This is a genomic window from Pontibacter beigongshangensis, from assembly GCF_014332515.1.
Classification (GTDB): domain Bacteria; phylum Bacteroidota; class Bacteroidia; order Cytophagales; family Hymenobacteraceae; genus Pontibacter; species Pontibacter beigongshangensis.
Window position 1 is genome coordinate 16,356 of sequence record NZ_VFSD01000036.1, and the last position, 17,468, is coordinate 33,823.

General features: G+C 51.3%; 17 protein-coding genes. 8 read left to right on the plus strand and 9 right to left on the minus strand.

The annotated features are described in order from the left end of the window. Window positions 1-63: 63 nt before the first annotated feature. The 3 genes from FJM74_RS21330 to FJM74_RS21340 all read right to left on the minus strand — a co-directional run bounded on the left by FJM74_RS21330 (window position 64) and on the right by FJM74_RS21340 (window position 3,694). Entirely contained in the window at window positions 64-759 is a 696-nt protein-coding gene (locus FJM74_RS21330; protein WP_187264677.1) for a DUF305 domain-containing protein, read from the minus strand. Between the two features lie 98 nt (window positions 760-857). Next, window positions 858-2,960: a copper-translocating P-type ATPase gene (locus tag FJM74_RS21335; protein WP_187264678.1), complete on the minus strand. Its 2,103-nt coding sequence runs from the start codon at window positions 2,958-2,960 to the stop codon at window positions 858-860. 62 nt (window positions 2,961-3,022) lie between these two features. Then, complete coding sequence (locus FJM74_RS21340; protein WP_241739286.1) at window positions 3,023-3,694, minus strand: hypothetical protein; 672 nt, start codon at window positions 3,692-3,694, stop codon at window positions 3,023-3,025. Between the two features lie 430 nt (window positions 3,695-4,124). Here FJM74_RS21340 and FJM74_RS21345 point away from each other — a divergent pair, with 430 nt between their 5' ends. The 8 genes from FJM74_RS21345 (at window position 4,125) to FJM74_RS21375 (ending at window position 10,956) form a co-directional block, all read left to right on the plus strand. Next, window positions 4,125-4,745 (plus strand): recombinase family protein, encoded by a 621-nt coding sequence (locus FJM74_RS21345; protein ID WP_187264679.1) that lies wholly within the window; start codon window positions 4,125-4,127, stop codon window positions 4,743-4,745. Between the two features lie 3 nt (window positions 4,746-4,748). Next, window positions 4,749-4,988 carry a hypothetical protein gene (locus tag FJM74_RS21350; protein ID WP_187264680.1) on the plus strand — a complete coding sequence of 80 codons (240 nt, stop codon included), beginning with the start codon at window positions 4,749-4,751 and terminating at the stop codon, window positions 4,986-4,988. 942 nt (window positions 4,989-5,930) lie between these two features. After that, entirely contained in the window at window positions 5,931-6,119 is a 189-nt protein-coding gene (locus FJM74_RS21355) for a hypothetical protein (protein ID WP_187264681.1), read from the plus strand. 94 nt (window positions 6,120-6,213) lie between these two features. Further along, the gene (locus tag FJM74_RS22610; RefSeq protein WP_262890452.1) at window positions 6,214-6,342 is read left to right on the plus strand and encodes a hypothetical protein; all 129 of its coding nucleotides are present in this window, start codon (window positions 6,214-6,216) and stop codon (window positions 6,340-6,342) included. 390 nt (window positions 6,343-6,732) lie between these two features. After that, the gene (locus FJM74_RS21360; protein WP_187264682.1) at window positions 6,733-7,764 is read left to right on the plus strand and encodes a hypothetical protein; all 1,032 of its coding nucleotides are present in this window, start codon (window positions 6,733-6,735) and stop codon (window positions 7,762-7,764) included. Window positions 7,765-7,769: 5 nt separating this feature from the next. After that, complete coding sequence (locus FJM74_RS21365) at window positions 7,770-9,008, plus strand: PKD domain-containing protein (RefSeq protein WP_187264683.1); 1,239 nt, start codon at window positions 7,770-7,772, stop codon at window positions 9,006-9,008. A gap of 976 nt (window positions 9,009-9,984) precedes the next feature. Further along, window positions 9,985-10,395 (plus strand): DUF6157 family protein, encoded by a 411-nt coding sequence (locus FJM74_RS21370; protein WP_187264684.1) that lies wholly within the window; start codon window positions 9,985-9,987, stop codon window positions 10,393-10,395. A gap of 195 nt (window positions 10,396-10,590) precedes the next feature. Next, window positions 10,591-10,956 (plus strand): hypothetical protein, encoded by a 366-nt coding sequence (locus FJM74_RS21375; protein WP_187264685.1) that lies wholly within the window; start codon window positions 10,591-10,593, stop codon window positions 10,954-10,956. Here the strand turns inward: FJM74_RS21375 and FJM74_RS21380 are convergent. The 6 genes from FJM74_RS21380 to FJM74_RS21405 form a co-directional block, all read right to left on the minus strand. Beyond that, window positions 10,953-11,117 (minus strand): hypothetical protein, encoded by a 165-nt coding sequence (locus FJM74_RS21380; protein WP_187264686.1) that lies wholly within the window; start codon window positions 11,115-11,117, stop codon window positions 10,953-10,955. The two genes, FJM74_RS21375 and FJM74_RS21380, sit on opposite strands and share 4 nt — an antisense overlap. Window positions 11,118-11,464: 347 nt before the next feature. Next, a complete protein-coding gene (locus tag FJM74_RS21385; RefSeq protein ID WP_187264687.1) occupies window positions 11,465-13,492 on the minus strand; it encodes a heavy metal translocating P-type ATPase in 2,028 nt (675 codons plus the stop codon). 11 nt (window positions 13,493-13,503) lie between these two features. Further along, window positions 13,504-13,875, minus strand: a complete 372-nt coding sequence (locus FJM74_RS21390; protein WP_187264688.1) for a DUF3703 domain-containing protein — start codon at window positions 13,873-13,875, stop codon at window positions 13,504-13,506. A gap of 30 nt (window positions 13,876-13,905) precedes the next feature. Continuing rightward, window positions 13,906-14,352, minus strand: coding sequence for a Fur family transcriptional regulator (locus FJM74_RS21395; RefSeq protein ID WP_187264689.1), 447 nt, complete (start codon window positions 14,350-14,352; stop codon window positions 13,906-13,908). A gap of 10 nt (window positions 14,353-14,362) precedes the next feature. Further along, window positions 14,363-15,562 (minus strand): efflux RND transporter periplasmic adaptor subunit, encoded by a 1,200-nt coding sequence (locus FJM74_RS21400; RefSeq protein WP_187264690.1) that lies wholly within the window; start codon window positions 15,560-15,562, stop codon window positions 14,363-14,365. A gap of 35 nt (window positions 15,563-15,597) precedes the next feature. Further along, the coding region (locus tag FJM74_RS21405; RefSeq protein WP_187264691.1) for a TolC family protein at window positions 15,598-17,468 on the minus strand (1,871 nt) is incomplete at its 5' end.

The window sequence follows — 17,468 nt, forward strand, 5'->3', positions numbered from 1 at the left end:
GCATCCCTTTATGTTGTCTGGTGCTGTCAACTTCTAAGCAAAACTTCCAGTACACTGCAAGAGCTACTTTTGGTTCTGTTGCTGCCAGGCTTCCAGCTCTTTTATTTCCTTTGTCTGTGAATCAATTGTTTTCTGAGCCAACTGTTTCATCTCCTGTGTTTTGCCTACTTTCATAAATTCTTTAGACATCTCGTTGCCCATCTGGTGGTGATGGATCATCATCTGGGCAAAGTTCTGATCGGTGTTCATGCCGCTCATGTCTCTTTTGTGCATTTCACCCATCATAGCATTCATGGGGTGCATCATTTTCATGGTTGTGGCAGTGTCTCCTGGAGTAGGCTTGTATTTACCCGTGAAGTCCTGAAGCTTTTGTATGTCAGCCTGGTTCGACGCTTTGATTTTCTGAGCCATCTCCTTCATCTTGCTGTCAGTACCACTATTTAACTCCTCTTCGGCCATGCGTATTGCTCCCTGGTGATGGTGCGTCATCATCTGCGCGAAGTCATAGTCAGGGTCACCTATCATTTTTGACCTCATACTGCGCATCTCTTCCATGTTCCTGTGCATGTGTCCCATCATACCGCTGCCTTCCATGCCGGTATTCATTGGAGCCTCGGCGTCAACATCCGTGGTTGTCTCTTCTGTAGTTACTGCCGTTGTTTCTTCGGTCGTGCTTTCCTGACCGCCACATGCCATCATGAGAATGGCTGTTCCAGCAAACAAAGTTGCTGATTGCATGTGCTTTACAATTTTTTTCATAGTCTTTATTTATTTATTCATTTCCCATACGATGAGTTGTATACGGACTGACTTCTAGTCTGTTGTAATAAGGGCCGCACCTCCCTATTGTTGTATTTTTACTTGATCTGCCTTTTCAGTAACTGTGCATTAATAGCGACAATAACAGTACTCAAACTCATGAGAGCTGCCCCAACAGCAGGAGAAATCATAATCCCCTGGTTGTAGAGCACCCCTGCCGCCAGCGGCAGCGCGATTATGTTATATCCGGTCGCCCAAATCAGGTTCTGTATCATTTTTCGGTAGGTGGCCTTGCCAAAAAGAATCAGAGAGGCAATGTCCTGCGGGTTGCTGTTCACCAGGATAATATCGGCCGTCTCGGCGGCGACATCCGTGCCGGAGCCTACAGCGATACCCACATCAGCCTGCGCCAAGGCTGGGGCATCGTTCACGCCATCACCTGTCATGGCTACAAACTCCCCCTGTGCCTGCAGTTCCTTTATCTTCTCCTGCTTCTGGTGTGGCAGCACATTAGCCAGATAGCCGTCCATGCCCAGCTTGTCGCTCACACTTTTAGCCACACGCTCATTGTCTCCTGTCAGCAACAGGTTTTTAATGCCTTGTTCCTTAAGCACCTGTATGGCTCCAGCGGACTCAGGGCGGATTTGATCCCGAAGGGTAATGTAACCTGCCACTTGCCCGTCTATTAGCACATACACTGCCGTCTCCACGCCTTCCTCTGCCTGGCTTTGGGGTACCTGCACGTTAAATTGCCTAATGTAGTTTGGTCCTACCACCTTCACATCATGCCCCTCTACTATTCCCTCCAGCCCTTTTCCAGGTAGATAATTAAATTGGTCAGAAGGAGGAATCGTAATTCCTTCCGCCTTGGCTCTCTTCAAAATTCCCTGAGAAATATAATGCTCTGAATTCTGCTCCACGCCAGCGGCTAGCCTCAACAGCTCCTGCTTGCTGTAAGACTGCTGAAAGACCTCTACCTGTGCTACTTCATGGGAGCCTTGCGTTAAGGTGCCTGTCTTGTCGAAGATAATGGTGGTGATATTGCGGGAGCTTTCAAAAGCTGTTCTGTTGCGTATCAGGAGGCCGTTGTTGGCGGAAACTGCCGTAGAGATAGCCACCACCAGCGGTATAGCCAAACCTAAAGCATGGGGGCAGGAAATAACCATAACTGTCACCATGCGCTCCAAGGCAAAATCCAGCTCTGCACCGGCAACTAACCAGGCTGCTAGCGTGCCGAATCCAGCAACCAACGCCACGTAGGCAAGCCATTTGGCAGCCTTATCAGCAAGACGCTGCGTCTCTGACTTCGTTTTCTGCGCTTCCTGTACCAGGTTAATTACCTTATTTAGGTAGCTGTCTTTGCCCGTGCTTACCACACGCACCTGTAGTGATCCGTTACCATTGATAGAGCCCCCAATCACCCTGTCGTCTTTCTTTTTCTCTACAGGCTTACTCTCCCCAGTTAGCATGCTCTCGTTCAGGTAACTTGCTCCCTGCCCCACCACACCATCGGCAGGCACTTTCTCGCCAGGCCTGACCAGGATGATGTCTCCAGGCTGTAGCTGATCCACCTTAACTGTCACTGTTTGCCCGTCCCTAACTACCTGTGCCTCGGCAGGCATCATACTCACTAGTAGCTCCAGAGCCCTGGAAGCGCCTAGCACCGACTTCATTTCAATCCAGTGCCCCAGCAGCATCACCACGATTAGCGTTGCCAGTTCCCAGAAGAAGTCCATGCCCTCCAGCCCGAAGGTAACAGCGGTGCTGTAGAGATATGCTACGGTAATAGCCACCCCAATGAGAGTCATCATGCCTGGAGAGCCTTTCTTAACCTCCTCCCAAAGTCCAGTCAGGAAGGGCCAGCCACCGTAGAAATAGATGACAGACGAGAGCAAAAAAGCGATGTACATACTGTAGGGGATATCCAGTGAAAAGCCAAGGATATGCTGCACCATCGGACTCAGCACAATTACAGGTACTGACAATGCAAGAGAAACCCAGAACCTCTTGCGGAAGTCATCTATCATCATGCGGTGGTGATCATGGCCGTGTTCACCGTGCGGGGGATGACCGCTGGTGTCCTTATGCATTGCGTGACTGTGTCCGTGGAGTGTTTTTTCTTCGAGCCGCTCCTCTATCCCCTCTACATGTTTTTCAGCCTCCTTTTTAGAACTGTGGTTATGATGATGGTCTTGGTTCATACTTTTCTTCTTGTGATCCGCAACATAGTATACATCCCGCTGGCTGTATGCTATTTATACTGTTAGTGGCTATGTTCCGTTTCCAGATATCTTCCTTGTGGACCCACGCCCTCAATATGTACCAACTGAGCTCCATAGTGTCCTGCCATAGCCACTGTGTATGCAGCTCCGGTAAGTATAAAGCCTGCCACTACAACACTCCACCGGCGTCCCTTAAAAACAAGCTGATTCAGCAATTGCGCCACAAGTCCGATACCGCCTAGATAGACTGTCCAGTCTGCATAAAGGTCGTGTTGATTTAGAACCAGTTGGGCGTGTTCAGTAAGACCAGTGGTATGCGGATGTGCAAATTTTGAAGCATAATAGGCTGTTCCAAAACCTATAAGGGTGGCTACAGTTACAATCCAGTCTAGCTCTTTTCGGAGGAACAGAATATTAATAAGTGCCACAGCAGCTGCAACTAATAACAGTACGATCGGAAAATGTACAATTAGTGGATGAAGGTTTGGGAAGTCACCTGATCTAGCATGCGCTGTAGAAGGGTCCTCCAGATGCTTTGCATGCGCTTGGCCTGTAGCTGGAGATTGTGCATCAGTTGTAGTATCAGGAGCCTGTGCTTTAGTGTCCCTTCCGTGTTTTTCGCCTCCATGGGCTAGTAACAGAGAAGGGTTTGCACAAAAAACACTAAATAGAATAAGGGAAACTAATAGTTGCCGCGTGATTATATTAATCATTAGTAACCAGTTATTGAGTAGAAAGCAATCCGAAATCGGTCCAAGAGCAATATATCAAATTCATAGTTACTAATGCCCCTTTCCAAAAAATCTCCGGAATTTATGATACAGATAATAGCAGCTGTTACCACTTGCTGCCTTTCGTTACTTGCTGTTGCAGTTTGCAAACAGCACTTGAGAAGCAATGCTAAAGCAATGGCCGAGCAATCAGAAAGCAATGGTGCTTAAACTCTTCTTCTAAGCAAAAGAAGGGTTCATAGCAGCAACGTCTAGCAACAGTTGTCCCAGAAAACGCGGGTATAGCGGGACCCGGCACCCCCATTCCCCAAGTGGCCAAATTCGCAAAATTTCAAGGTTCGCCCATTCTCATTTCGTCATCTCATTATTCAAAAATGATTTTTATATTTGAGACGGAATACTGAGACACGACATGAGGATAGGATACGCTAGAGTGAGCACCCAGGACCAGAAGCTGGAGCTGCAGACAGACGCGCTCTCCAAGTACGGGTGCCTGCAGCTCTTCAAGGAGAAGAAGTCGGGCAAGAACAAGGAGCGCCCGGAGCTGGAGCGGATGATCAGCCAGCTGCGTGCCGGTGACACGGTGGTGGTCTGGAAGCTCGACAGGCTGGGCCGCTCCCTGCGGGACCTGATCGACCTGGTGGCCGAGTTCCAGGAAAGAGGAGTAGACTTTGTGAGCCTGCAGGACGGCATCAACACGGCCACAGCCACCGGCCGCTTCACCTTCAACATCTTCGCCTCCCTGGCCGAGTTCGAGCGGGAGATCATCCGCGAGAGAACCAAGGCGGGGCTGGACGCCGCCAAGGCCAGAGGCCGAAAGGGAGGCAGGCCAGCAGGCCTTTCTAAAGAAGCCCAAGGGAAGGCCAAGTCTGCCAAGATCCTCTTCGACTCCAAGACAAAGACAGTGGAGGAGATCGCCAAGATCCTGGGCATCGGCCGGGCCACCTGCTACCGCTACATCGACCACGCCAGTGGCGAGAGGTTGACGGCACCGGAGTCTGGCTCCCTTTCCCCAGAGGAGGAACAATCCTGAGTGATGGAGACAAACAACTATGACAGGGAGCGTCTGCTGCGGGAGGCCCTGCAGCAGGAAGACGTGACGATGGCCAGCCTGGAGGAGGCCCTGGGCCTGCGGGAGCAGGAGATTCTCTGCCAACTGTACGGGGAGCAGGCAGAGGAGCACATCCGCAGGGTCTGCCGGATCCTGAAGATCGACCAGGGCTACTTCTCCGGCCAGATGCACTACGAGGGCGGCAGCCTCGTCCGCAGAGGCTGAGCCCTTGCCGGCGCTGAAAAAGAAAAGCACCCCGAGACGGGGCGCCTTAAACAGGATATGCGATTTTTTAACAAAATATGCTATCAATATACTTACAATCCGCTACATTAGATAGGAATTTAATGAAAATCTACCTAAAAACAGGTGGTGCCCAGCCGGACTCATGGCGGTCCTCTTAACCTTTGATGGAACACCACAACAGAAACCGAGCAGAGGAGGCCCTCTTCATCCTGATGGCCATGGGCCTGCTGCGCTTTGTCGCCCTGGCCGCAGCGGTCCTGTAGCCTGCCCGCCAGGCGGGAGCCGGGTATCTCGCTGAGGCATTGCTCAGGCAACAAGCGGCAACGGCACGCAACACCGGTCTAGCGGCAGCTCAGCGCGGCTGGCATGGATCGTATCCGGAAAAGTAGCTATGTTTGTTGTCATTGATTAGAGTTATGGCTCCTCCGGGAAGGCGCCTCGCTTCGGGGCGCCTTCCTTTTTGGTGGCTTGGCCAGCGCGCATTTGCATAATTTTCTGTGTAGTGCTATCTTGGGACTGTAAATTTTATTGTGAAAGAGTAAAGATTTACACTTTTTCTGAGGAAGCGCTTCCCCCATAGGGCGCTTCCTTTTTTATGGCCTTCGGTCAGCCGCCCCTCCCACACCCGCTCTTCCGGCAGGCAACAGAATGGCAACGTGCGGCAACAGCTCCTGTTGTCCTCTGTTGCCAGCACAAAAAGAAGAAGCCATTCCTGAGCGTGCCCCGGAGGCCTGGGCAGTTGTACCTCAACCCTGAGAGGGGCCAGGGCCTGCGGCAGGCTAAGCAGGAGGTGAATTGCTCGAAAGTGCGCTACATTTCAGAACCTGCTGCGTATACAGTACTGCAAAAAGTAACCAGTGAAGCACGGGCTGCCTGCCTTAGGCAGCCCGTGCTTTTTGAATTCTCTGTTTTGCTCAAGTGATGACTCCCTTTCCTTTACAGGAACGGAGCGGAGGCAGCACCGAGAACACCGCCGAGGAGATGAACGAGGTGGAAGCCACTCCCGAAACGGAGATGGATACCGCAGGTATGGAGATGGACGCTGCCGCAACCATGACAGACACTACTACTACTACTACTACTACTACTACTACTACTACTACTATGTGATAGGCCTCCGCTGGAACACCGCCAAAAAAGGCTTGTTGCTGGACGTTGCTGCTGTATCAGCCTTATAAGTTAGCTGGCAACCACAGCGTAGCACATGGATTGGAGGCATAAAACAGCTGTGTTCTATAGCGAGGGCTACTGGAAAGAGACCAGTGCTAAGTTAGCAGAAACCACCAGCAACGTGGAGCAACAGCACGCAGCAACGTCCGGCAACAACGTCTAGCAACGCTAAGCAACTGCTGTTCTTGCTGTACCGAAATACCGCCCTGGAATACAACTTTTATTGTCCCGTCCTAGTAACAAAATAGTCGCTGAAGTAGGGTTTTTGCTTGGGTTGTATCAGTTGTCTAATGCTTTAACGCTATAATGGCTATTTGTGGGACTGCCAATTATCATTGTATGACAATGCAATAAAATTTAAATTTATATTGATATATCAATATAAATTTTATACCTTCCCTTTCTATAGTTCAAATACCTCACTCTCCCCATCTTACTTATCTTTTAGGTAAGCTGCTATTAATGATCTCCTGCAACTAACGGTAAGACAATAAATTTTGTCTTTGTCCATTCCTGTGCTCATCGCGTCAATTTAATTTCAAATTTAATTCACATGAGAATCAAATTTACTTTCGTTCTTTCTACAGTTCTTCTCTTTCTATTATGTTCCTACTCCTCCTACGCCACTGTATACCGGGTTAATAACACGTTGCCGACCGATAAGGGCCAAAAGATTTTCAACAGTCTGCTTGAGGCGCACAATGAAATAGACGTGGCTGCAGGTGACACGCTCATGGTGGAAGGATCTGCTACTACTTATGCAGGGCTCACCATGACAAAGCAGCTGGTGATAATTGGTCCCGGCTATTTTCTGACAGACAACCCGCAAACGCAGGCAAATCCTGTTCAGGCAGTCGTACAAAATATAACTGTAGAGCCGACAGCTAGTGGAAGTGTTTTGATGGGCTTGACTTTTGCACCCAGCAGTTCGGCCTACACTCCCTATGTAAACGCAAATAACGTTATTATTATGCGATGTTATATGCCCAACCCTATCGTTTTGATTGGGCAGTTGATGAATATCCAGATAATTCAGAGCTATTTTGTAGGAAATGCACTATCAATCAGCAGTTCTGCCTATAACTTTACAGGATTGGCTTTTAAGAATAACATAGTTGGTGGAGGTGTCAATATCTCATCAACAAACCAGATGCAACGAATTTTTGCAGCAGTAGAGCACAACATTTTTTTAGGCACCAACATTACACTAACCACATCTTCCTTCCGGAACAACATTGTAGTCAATAGAAATGCTACCGTAAATGTATCGTCCAACACTATTCAGAACAACCTAGTAAGCAACACGCAGATTCCGGCTGGTAATGGCAACCAAACCTACAGCGAATCACAATTGTTTGTAGGACCTGCCGGCGCGAGTCCGGACGGGCAGTATAAGCTAAAGGAAAACTCCCCCTATTTAACAGCTGGCTTTGGGAGTACGCAGCCCGGTATTTATGGGGGCAACCAGCCGTACATGTTATCCGGTATGCCTCCCATTCCTTCCATCTATGAGTTCAATGCCGAGTCTTTTGGGTCAAGGCAAAATGGTTTGCCTGTAAGTATAAAAGCACGAGCTAACCAGTAAGGGCCATGCGGTATATAGCTATTATCTGGTTCGCTCTGTGTGGAGCTATACCAGCCTTCGGTCAAATAGACCGGATGGAGTATTTTGTAGACACCGATCCGGGAATTGGTAACGCAACAGCCCTCAACATTACGCCAGGTAACTCCATTAGTCAGGAGTTTACGGTGGCTTTAGCCAACCAGGCTAGTGGGCACCGTGTGATTTACGTGCGCGCCAGGGATACACAAAAGCGGTGGTCGCACACGCAGGCGCACAGTTTCTATGTCATCATGGACGAAGCTTCTGCCATTACAGCCACAGAGTACTTTATCGGTACAGATCCGGGGCCTGGCAACGCTACTCCACTTACGGCCACAGCAGGAGCAGATGGCTACATACGGTTTGTTGTACCCCTGACCACGGCTCCTACCGGCTTTCATACGCTCTCTATCCGGTCTAAAGACGATCAGGGGAATTGGTCGCACACGCAGCAGCATTCATTTTACATTAGAAATGTAGAGGGCTCTCCTAATATTGTTGCGGTGAAATACGATTTTACTTCTAACGCAGTCACTTACGAACCTAAGACTCACCGTGTGCTCAAACCAGATACGCCAGTCGACGAGGAATTTGCTGCCGATTTAAGTGATCTGACAGAGAACCAAGAATATGATATGCGGGTTTGGGCTGTCAACGGCGAAGGAGTCCGGAGCGAAATGGTTACCAAGAGAATAAAAGTCTGCGCCAATGAACCAGTGATCGCGAACTTCGAATTTAATCAAGCCGGAGCGCAGGTTAGCTTTCTTAGCAGCAGCATTGGGGTAAGCAACTATAAATGGGACTTTGGCGACGGCACGCCAATCGTTACAGATCCCAATCCAACCCATACTTATACTGCTTCAGGTTTATATAGCATAAAACTGATTGTCGAAAACGACTGTAACAGTGACACGCTGGTGAAAGAGGTAAACATGAATGCCTTGTCTGTGCAGCCGGCTTTAACCGCAGATAGTTTAAGGTTAATTTGCTATCCTAACCCTGTTGAAAATGAGGCGCTGCTGGAGTTCCAGGTACCTGTAGCGCAGCAAGTATCCATTATACTGCACGATATGGTTGGCAGAAAGACTCTGGTGGTTACGAATAAACGGTTTCAGCCAGGGAAAAACCATGTGCGACTAAGTCTAAAGGAGTTTCAGGCAGGAATTTATATCTGCGAGATACAGGGAGAAAGTAGTATGAAAAGCATCAGAGTTTTGAAGCTGTAAATTATGATGTTGCTACAGGCTTCATGCTAGAGCTTGCTCCTACTATGCGTTCAGCAGAAGATTGCCTAAATCTGTATCGGTTATACCCGCGTTTTCTGGGACACCTGTTGCTAGACGTTGCTGCTATATCAGCTTTATAGGTTAGGTAGCAATCACAGCGTAAAACGCGGGTTAGAGGCCAAAAACAGTCTTATCTTGTAGCGAAGGTTACTAAACAGAGACCTGTGCTAACTTGTCAGCAACGCTCAGCAACGGCTAGCAACCAGCTTCAGCAACATCCGGCAACAATACCCATCAACGGCTAGCAACGCTTAAACTGCTGTTTTTGCTGTAGCGTTAAAACGACGGTCCTTTTTAGGAATTAGAATATCAACGGACAGTGTCTGATTGGATCTCCAACAGCATACGCAATGCCTACGAACAGCATACGCAATGCCTACGCGCAGCATACGCAGTGCCTACGCGCAGCATACGCAGTGCCTACGCGCAGCATACGCAGTGCCTACGCATGAGAGCAAATCATAGGAGCAGCTGTTGTGCACTAGCAACACCATAAATGGCTATTGTACGTGGTTTTGATGCTTTTTTGGCTGTTTTTAGATGAAATTACAACCTATTGAACCTCCCTTTGATGCTGTTGGGACAGCTTGTGAATTGCTTACGCTACAGCCTACGCAGTACTTGCGTTCTACCTACGCAGCGCCTACGCAATTTATAGATGACTAGACCAAAGATGTGTGGAGCAATAGCCACATGCTCTAGTCAAATCTGATCCCGGATCTCATTTAATCGCCCTTTTAAGGGATTATACAAGCACCGTGGATACGGCAGAATTTCTTACATTGAAGCAGGAATTATGATACAGGATTCTAACAAATTTGGTAAAAGATCTCTGTTATCAGAAGTAGTCCCTGCTACACGGCAGGTTACAGTCCACTCAAAAAACCTTTCGTGAAAACCTATAAAGCTACAGAAAATGAAAGCACATTCGACAAACTACTTTGACACCTTTATTGAGGTGGCTGAAGACACAAAGACAACTTGCGGAACACCACCTCCAACAAAAGAGAAAAGGACTGTTGCTGAAATGAAGTACGAGCTAATTGCTAAAAGCCCGTATAAGTTTACTTCAGACGAGGTCTTTTTTCAGGTATATGCAGTTAGAAATAATCTAACAGAAGTAGAGTATAATCGAGCTAGGGAACAATTTTTCTCCAAAGGGCAACCTTGTTTTCGAGCCTTGCCTCTGACAAAAAGTTACGGTTTTGGGGTTCATTGCGACAGCAACGGGAAAATCGCTTTGTATGGATTGGAAACAAACGAATATCAAAGCTTCTTGACTGACACAAAAATTAAGAAAGTAAAAGCAATGAAATCAAGTAGATAGAGGGCAATGAACCTCTTTTCAGAAATAAGCTGGAATGCGATGATGAGACTCTAAAGACAAAAACACAGGAGCAACTGTCACCATTGTTCTTACACTTCTTAAAAAAGAAGAAGCCACCCGGCTAATTCATGCTGACGGTCCCCTATCCGAAAACACACCGGATGCTCTTCTTTTTTCCTTTACAAAATTACAGAGATGGAAGATAGCAGAGTAATTATCCAGCAGGAAATTAATACTGCAGACTTAGCTCATAAATACCCGCGTTTTACGGGACACTGCCTAAAGGGCTTGTTGCTAAACGTTGCTGCTGTATCAGACCATGAATTGGGTAGCAATCACAGCGTAGAACACAGATGGGAGGCTAAAAACAGCCATATTTTACAGCCACGGCTACTGAAAGTGACAAGTGCTAAGTTAGCAGAAACAGCCAGCAACGTGGAGCAACAACACTCAGAAACGGCTATCAACAGCCTCAGCAACGTCCAGCAACGCTTAAACTGCTGTTTTTGCTGTATCGAGATACCGCCATTTTATAGGGCAGTTGTTGTCAAGCTATATTAGGACAAGGCAGCTTTGTGCATCCCATCATTTTCATCGTCATTCCTAGATATACCGTGTTTAGCATTTTTTGCAGCAGCTTTAAGGCGCTCCTGGTTTTCTTTTCTCTCCTTAAATTCTTTTTGGCGCTGCTTCTTTTGTTGGTTTTCTGATCTGGTACTCATCGACTAGTTGATTTTTTGTTATATCTAATTAGTATATGTGTATTAAATATACTCCTCCTTTGCCATATGATATTTTAATTTACACATAAACACTACACAATATAACACAATGCTTAAACAACCTTGCTAACGCAGCGGCTCCTCAAGCACGCGGCCGTTCAACAACACATTTAGTATCAAAAACTTGCCGTTTTTTAGACCAGTAGCAATTTTAGTTTCCAGCTACCACCATATCTAATCCTCTACGTTGGTAGAGGGTATTTAATAAAGATCCGCAAATGCTCCGGAATACCAATGCCGGTATCGTTCACTTACAAAGTTCAGCACCTAAGTATGAGCTTGCCGCATCAGTTAAACTTTGTCCGCTGAATCCGCACTGCATTCAGTATAGCCAGAAGGGCCACGCCCACATCGGCAAAGACCGCCTCCCACATAGTCGCCAGCCCTCCTGCACCCAGTATCAGCACAATGGCCTTCACCCCAAAAGCAAGAGCGATGTTCTGCCACACGATCTGCTTGGTCTTCTTGCCGATATTAATGGCGGTAGCGATTTTGGAGGGATGATCTGTCTGAATCACCACATCCGCCGTCTCGATGGCCGCGTCTGAACCAAGGCCACCCATAGCCATACCCACATCGGCAAGGGCGATTACCGGTGCATCGTTGATGCCGTCACCCACAAACGCAACGGTTCTGCCCTCTGCCTTCAGCTTCTCCACCTGACTCACTTTGTCCTGCGGCAGCAGTCCCCCATACGCCGCATCGAGCTTCAGTTCACGGGCCACCTTCTGCACAATCGAGTCCTTGTCGCCTGAGAGCATCACCAGCTTTTTCACGCCCAGCTCCCGCATCCTCCTCACGGCCAGTGGAGCGTCCTCTTTTACTTTATCAGCGATGGTGATAAAACCTGCATACGCTCCATCCACGGCCACTATTACGATCGTCTCCACAATTTCCTTCAGGCCGGAATCATAGACGATGCTGTACTTGTCCAGCATCCGGCTGTTTCCCACCAACAGCTGCCTGCCGTCCACTTCGCCTTTTAACCCGTGGCCAGGCACCTCCTCCACGTTCCCTGCCGAGAGCCTCTGGTGAGCCTCTCCCACCGCTGAAACGATGGCTTGGGCAATCGGGTGCGTGGACTTACTCTCCAGCGAAGCCACAGCCGACAGGAACCACTCCTTATCGGGTAGCACTGTCTCTACGCGCTGCACCTTGAAGACGCCCTCGGTCAGCGTGCCCGTCTTGTCCATTACCACCGTGTCCACCTGCGTCATCAGGTCCAGGAAGTTCGCCCCCTTGAACAGTAGCCCGTTGCGCGATGCTGCCCCAATGCCACCGAAGTAGCCGAGCGGTATAGAGACAACCAGGGCACAGGGGCAGGAGATCACCAGGAAGATCAGCGCCCGGTACAGCCATTGGTCAAAGTCGTAGGCCTCCACGAAAAAGTATGGGGTGAAAACTAAGCCCATGGCCAGGAAGAACACGATGGGCGTGTATACTTTGGCGAACCTGGTAATGAACTGCTGCGTTTTGGCTTTACGTCCGCTGGCTTCTTCCACCAGTTTCAGGATTTTGGACAGGGCGCTGTTTTCGTATGCCGCCGTCACCTTCAACTCGATCACCCGGTCCAGGTTGATCATGCCTGCCAATACTGTCTCGCCCTTTTTCTTCGTGTCAGGTTTCGACTCACCGGTAAGCGCCGCGGTGTTGAAGGATGATCTGTCGGAAAGCATTTCCCCGTCCAGGGCCACTTTCTCACCGGCTTTTACCTGTATCACATCCCCTACCCGTACTTCTTTAGCCTTTCTGGTGGAAATGCCTTTATCGGTAACCAGTCCCACTTCATCGGGCCTGTTGTCGATCAGGGCCTTGATGGAGCGGCGGGACCGCAGCACGGCCGCCTCCTGGAAATGCTCGCCGATCACGTAGAAGAGCATCACAGCCACGCCCTCGGCGTACTCCCCGATGTAGAAGGCTCCTAGAGTCGCCATGGTCATCAAAAAGAACTCGTTGAAGAAGCTGCTCCTGAGGCTTTTGATGGCATGCCAAACGACGCGCCAGCCTACCAATACGTAGGCTATTCCAAAGGTCATGAGCCGCACATGCCCGGTGAACCACGAGGTGTCGAGGTAGTCCAGCAATATGCCTCCCAACAGCAGCACGAGGCTAATGATGGTTGGGGCGTAGGAACTCCTGGCTTCCTCTTCAGCCTGCCCATGCTCCACAGCACCGGCATGCTTTGTCTTCCCGTCCGCAGCGCAGCATTCCGCCCCGACATTAGGGCCGGGAGCCTCCGCCGTTCTGGGAGAGGTAATCTCCAGCGGCTTAAAATCCTCTTCTATGCTTTTAGATGTATTCTCGCTCTTTGCCATTCTCTTCTGTTTTAATGGTTATTAGCAGATCTTATGATCTGCTGTAGGTCATCAGGGATCGGCATGGGCCGGAGCGGCGGAACATTGGCTCCTCCCGTATTGCCCACTGGGATCATTCCCGCCCAGAACTTCACCCCACCAACCAACAGGCGGGGAAGCTGACCGATTGCTTCTCTTGTGTTCTTCGTCTTAAGCCCAAACCTGAGCATTCGCCAGTGTACGGCCGTATGCTCCAGCGGGTAGGGTTGCCCCAGAATGTGAACTCTCTCCAAATGCCTCCAGGCAGCTGGAAGGTTGCCCTCTTTCCAGCAGGTACGGTAAGCGGTCAGCTCCTGTCGGTACCAGGGGCGGAGCGGGGCTGGCATGTTCCAATAAAGTTTCATAGTCCTTTTTGTTTGTTCTACTCCCTAAAATTACGGCTCTTTGGCCTGCAATCGCATTGCATTTCCAGTGGCACAACTGCCGCAGAGGCCCTTGACCAGCAGGCTTGCCTCCTCCATGGTAAAGTTGCCAGGGAGTGGAGTCTTTGGGATGCGGGACATCGGTAGGCAAAACGTTTCCCGGCATTTGTTGCAAAAGAAATGCACGTGCATATCCTCAGGGGCGCATGCACAGCCTTCTTGGCAGAGCGCATACTTCGTAGAACCTGTTCCGTCCTCTATGCTATGTATCAGCCCTTTATCCTCAAAGGTTTTGAGGGTGCGATACAAGGTGATCCGGTCTGAGCGAAGGAAATGAGCCTCCAGGTCATTCAGGCTCACTGCCGATGATTGGGCTTGAAGGAAGTCTAGCACCAACAGGCGCATAGCCGTCGGGCGCACTCCCTTCTCTTGTAGGATACGGTCTGGGGTCTGTAGCATGGCCCAGCGTTTAATGGTGGCCTCCTTCCTCTTCCGCGTTTCGCATCTTGGAAAGCAGAGAGTAAGCACCTTTGGTCACAAAATTTGCGGCAGCGGTATCAACCCCGGCAGGAAAGGCCACCTGCACGTAGCCCCCTTCCTCCGTTCCCCGCTCCACCGGCACCATGCGGAAACGCCTCATCACCGTCCCGCCTTCCTTTTCCTGGCCGGTGTAGTGGAAGACGAAGTCACGGCCCGCATCCTGTACCACCGCCGCCTCCGGCAGTGCCAGTACTTGATGGCCGTCCAATGCCACCCGCGCCTGCACGTACATGCCCGGCACCAGGTCCTTGTCCTCCTCCTCCATGTGGGCATGCACCTGCACCGTCCGCTCCTGGCTTATCTCTTTTCCGATCAGGTAGATGGTAGCCTTGCGGCTCGCCAGCGTCTCATTGGACAGCGAGTAGAGTACGTCTTGCCCCTTTTTTAGCGCCGGCACGTCTTTTTCGAACACCGTCAGCTCCACATGCAGGTGATCGGTGTCGGCGATTCGGAACAGCACGTCCGTCGGGTTCACAAATTGCCCAACATTGGCGTTGATGTAGGTCACATAGCCGTTTATCGGGGCATGTACGGGGAGGATGCGGCTGATACTGCCTTCCCGCAAAGAGGCGGGGTTGACGCCGATGATGCGCAGCCGCTCCCCCAGCCCCTCCACCTGCGCCCGCACAGACCGATACTCGGAAGTTGTCTGCTGTAGGGTCTTGGCGGAGGTGACCTGCTCGGCGGACAGCTCTTTTTGCCTTCCATACTCCAGCTCCAGGAAATCCAGGCGGCTTCTGGCCTCCAGGTAATCCTGCTGCAGTGTCACAAACTCTGCGTTCTCGATTTTGGCGATCAGCTGCCCTTTCCTTACGCGCATGCCTTCCAGTAAATCCGTACTCTTCACAAATCCACCCAGGGGAGCGCTGACAGCGGCCCTGTTCTGTGGCGGCAGGTCCAGCTTTCCGGTCAGGACGAGGGTGTTGCTCAGGTTGCGCATTTCCGGTTTCCCTAAGGTAATGCCGGCCACCCGATACTGCTCATCTGTCAGCTCGGCCATGTTGGGGTCCTCTTCCCCATGCTCCTCTGTTCGCTCCTGCGCGGCCTCTTCGGTCGTCTCAGGCGCGCCGCCGCAGGAGGAGAAAAGCAGGAAGCCTGTCAAGTATAGTATATGGATAATCCTTTTCATGTGGGATAAATTCGACTTTTGTTTAACAATGCTGGCTACTGTTGGTTTTCTGTGATGAAGTGGAGTTCAATGACGGCCCTGTCATAGGCATAGAGCGTCTCCAGGTAGTTTGACCGGATGGTCAGCGCCCTGCCCAGGCTCAGGATATAGTCCTGGTAATTGATCTCCCCCACGCGGTAGGCCTTGGTGGCCTGGTCTATGATGAGCTGCGCCTGCGGCAGGGCCGTGCGCTCATAGTAATTCAGGCTGCCCTGCAGCTTCAGCGCCTGCTGAAGCGCGGCCTCTACATCAGCCCGCAGCTCGTTGCGTGCGTCCAGCAGGTCCATCTGAGCCGCGTCTGCCTGCAGTTTAGCCGCCTCTATACGGCTCTTCTGCGGCTTTGCCCACAGTGGGATGGCCACACCGATGGACACCTCCTGCGGCGGCTCGAACTCCTCCGCTCTTCTGCTGCCATGGTTCCCGGAAATCGTCCGGTTCTTGTAGCCCAACTGAAGGTCCGGGAGTAGCCTGGCCCGTTCCAGCCTGGTTTCCGCCTTCCGCACCTCAACCTGTTGCCGGGCCAGGCGAAGCCCCGGATTCTGCTCGAGCATTTCCTCTGTTATGCCAGGCAGAGGCAGCCGGTTCAGGGCCGTGTCTGCCGTGGCTATCGGCGTGTCGGTCGCCAGCAAGGCCTGCAGGCGCTCTTGGAACACAGCCCTGTCGGCCTCCGCCTGAAAGACGCTGTTGCGCACCTCGGACAGCTGCGTCTCGGCCGTCACCTTCTCCAGCAGGTTGGTCTCCCCGGTCCGGAGCCTGACCTGGGCGGCCCTGAGGAAAGCCGTGTACAGGCTGTCCTGATAGGTGAGCAGGTGGAGCCGTGAAAGCGCGTAGACCTGCCCGTAGTAGTTGAGCCGCACGTCGCGGACGACTTCCCGCTGGCGCTGGGTAAGGCCGATCCTGCTTGCCTGGGTCAGCTCCTCGGCCAGCTTTGCCTGCCTGGCATAGACAGCCGGGAAGGCAAGTGTCTGTGACACCGAAGCCTCGTTGTCATACGCTCCAGACTCCAGCTTGCCGGTGGAGTACTGCAGCTGCGTCTTATTGATGTCCCAGGCTGCCCCTTTGAGCGACTGGCTCCTTTTGATGCCAAGCCTGGCGGCCTCTACGGAGGGGTTCCGGCTAATTGCCCTGGCAACGGCCTCATCCAGCGTGTACACTTCCACTGCCTGCTGGGCCCGTGCCTGCGGCGGCCCGCCGATGAGCAGGGCGGCCGTGGCCATGATTGTCACTATAGCGGTAGCCGGGAGCCCGCTGCCACTCGCTTTGCGCTGCTTTCTGCTGGAGAGATACCCTTCGATGAGTATGTAAAGCACGGGCAGCACCACCAGCGTCAGCATGGTGGAGGTGATTAGCCCCCCGATCACTACCGTGGCCAACGGTTTCTGCACCTCAGCCCCGGCCGTGCTGGAGAGCGCCATCGGCAAAAAGCCCAGGGAGGCGACCGTGGCCGTCATCAGCACAGGGCGAAGGCGTATGGAGGTGCCGTTGAGCACCACCTGACGAAGGCTCTGGACGCCCTCTTCCTTCCGCTGCCGGTTGAACTCGGCGATGAGCACGATGCCATTGAGCACCGCCACTCCGAACAGGGCGATGAAGCCTACCCCGGCCGATATGCTAAAGGGCATATTCCGCAGCCACAGGGCCAGTATGCCCCCGATGGCCGACAGCGGAATAGCCGTGAAGATGAGCAGCGAGTGGCGCACGGAGCCGAAGGTGAAGAAGAGCAGCAGGAATATCAGCGCCAATGCAGCCGGAACGGCCACCGAGAGCCGCTGGTTTGCTTCCTGCAGATTCTCAAACTGCCCCCCATAGGTTACAAAGTAACCCGTGGGCAGTGATACCTGCCTGTCTATTTTCTGCTGCACCTCCT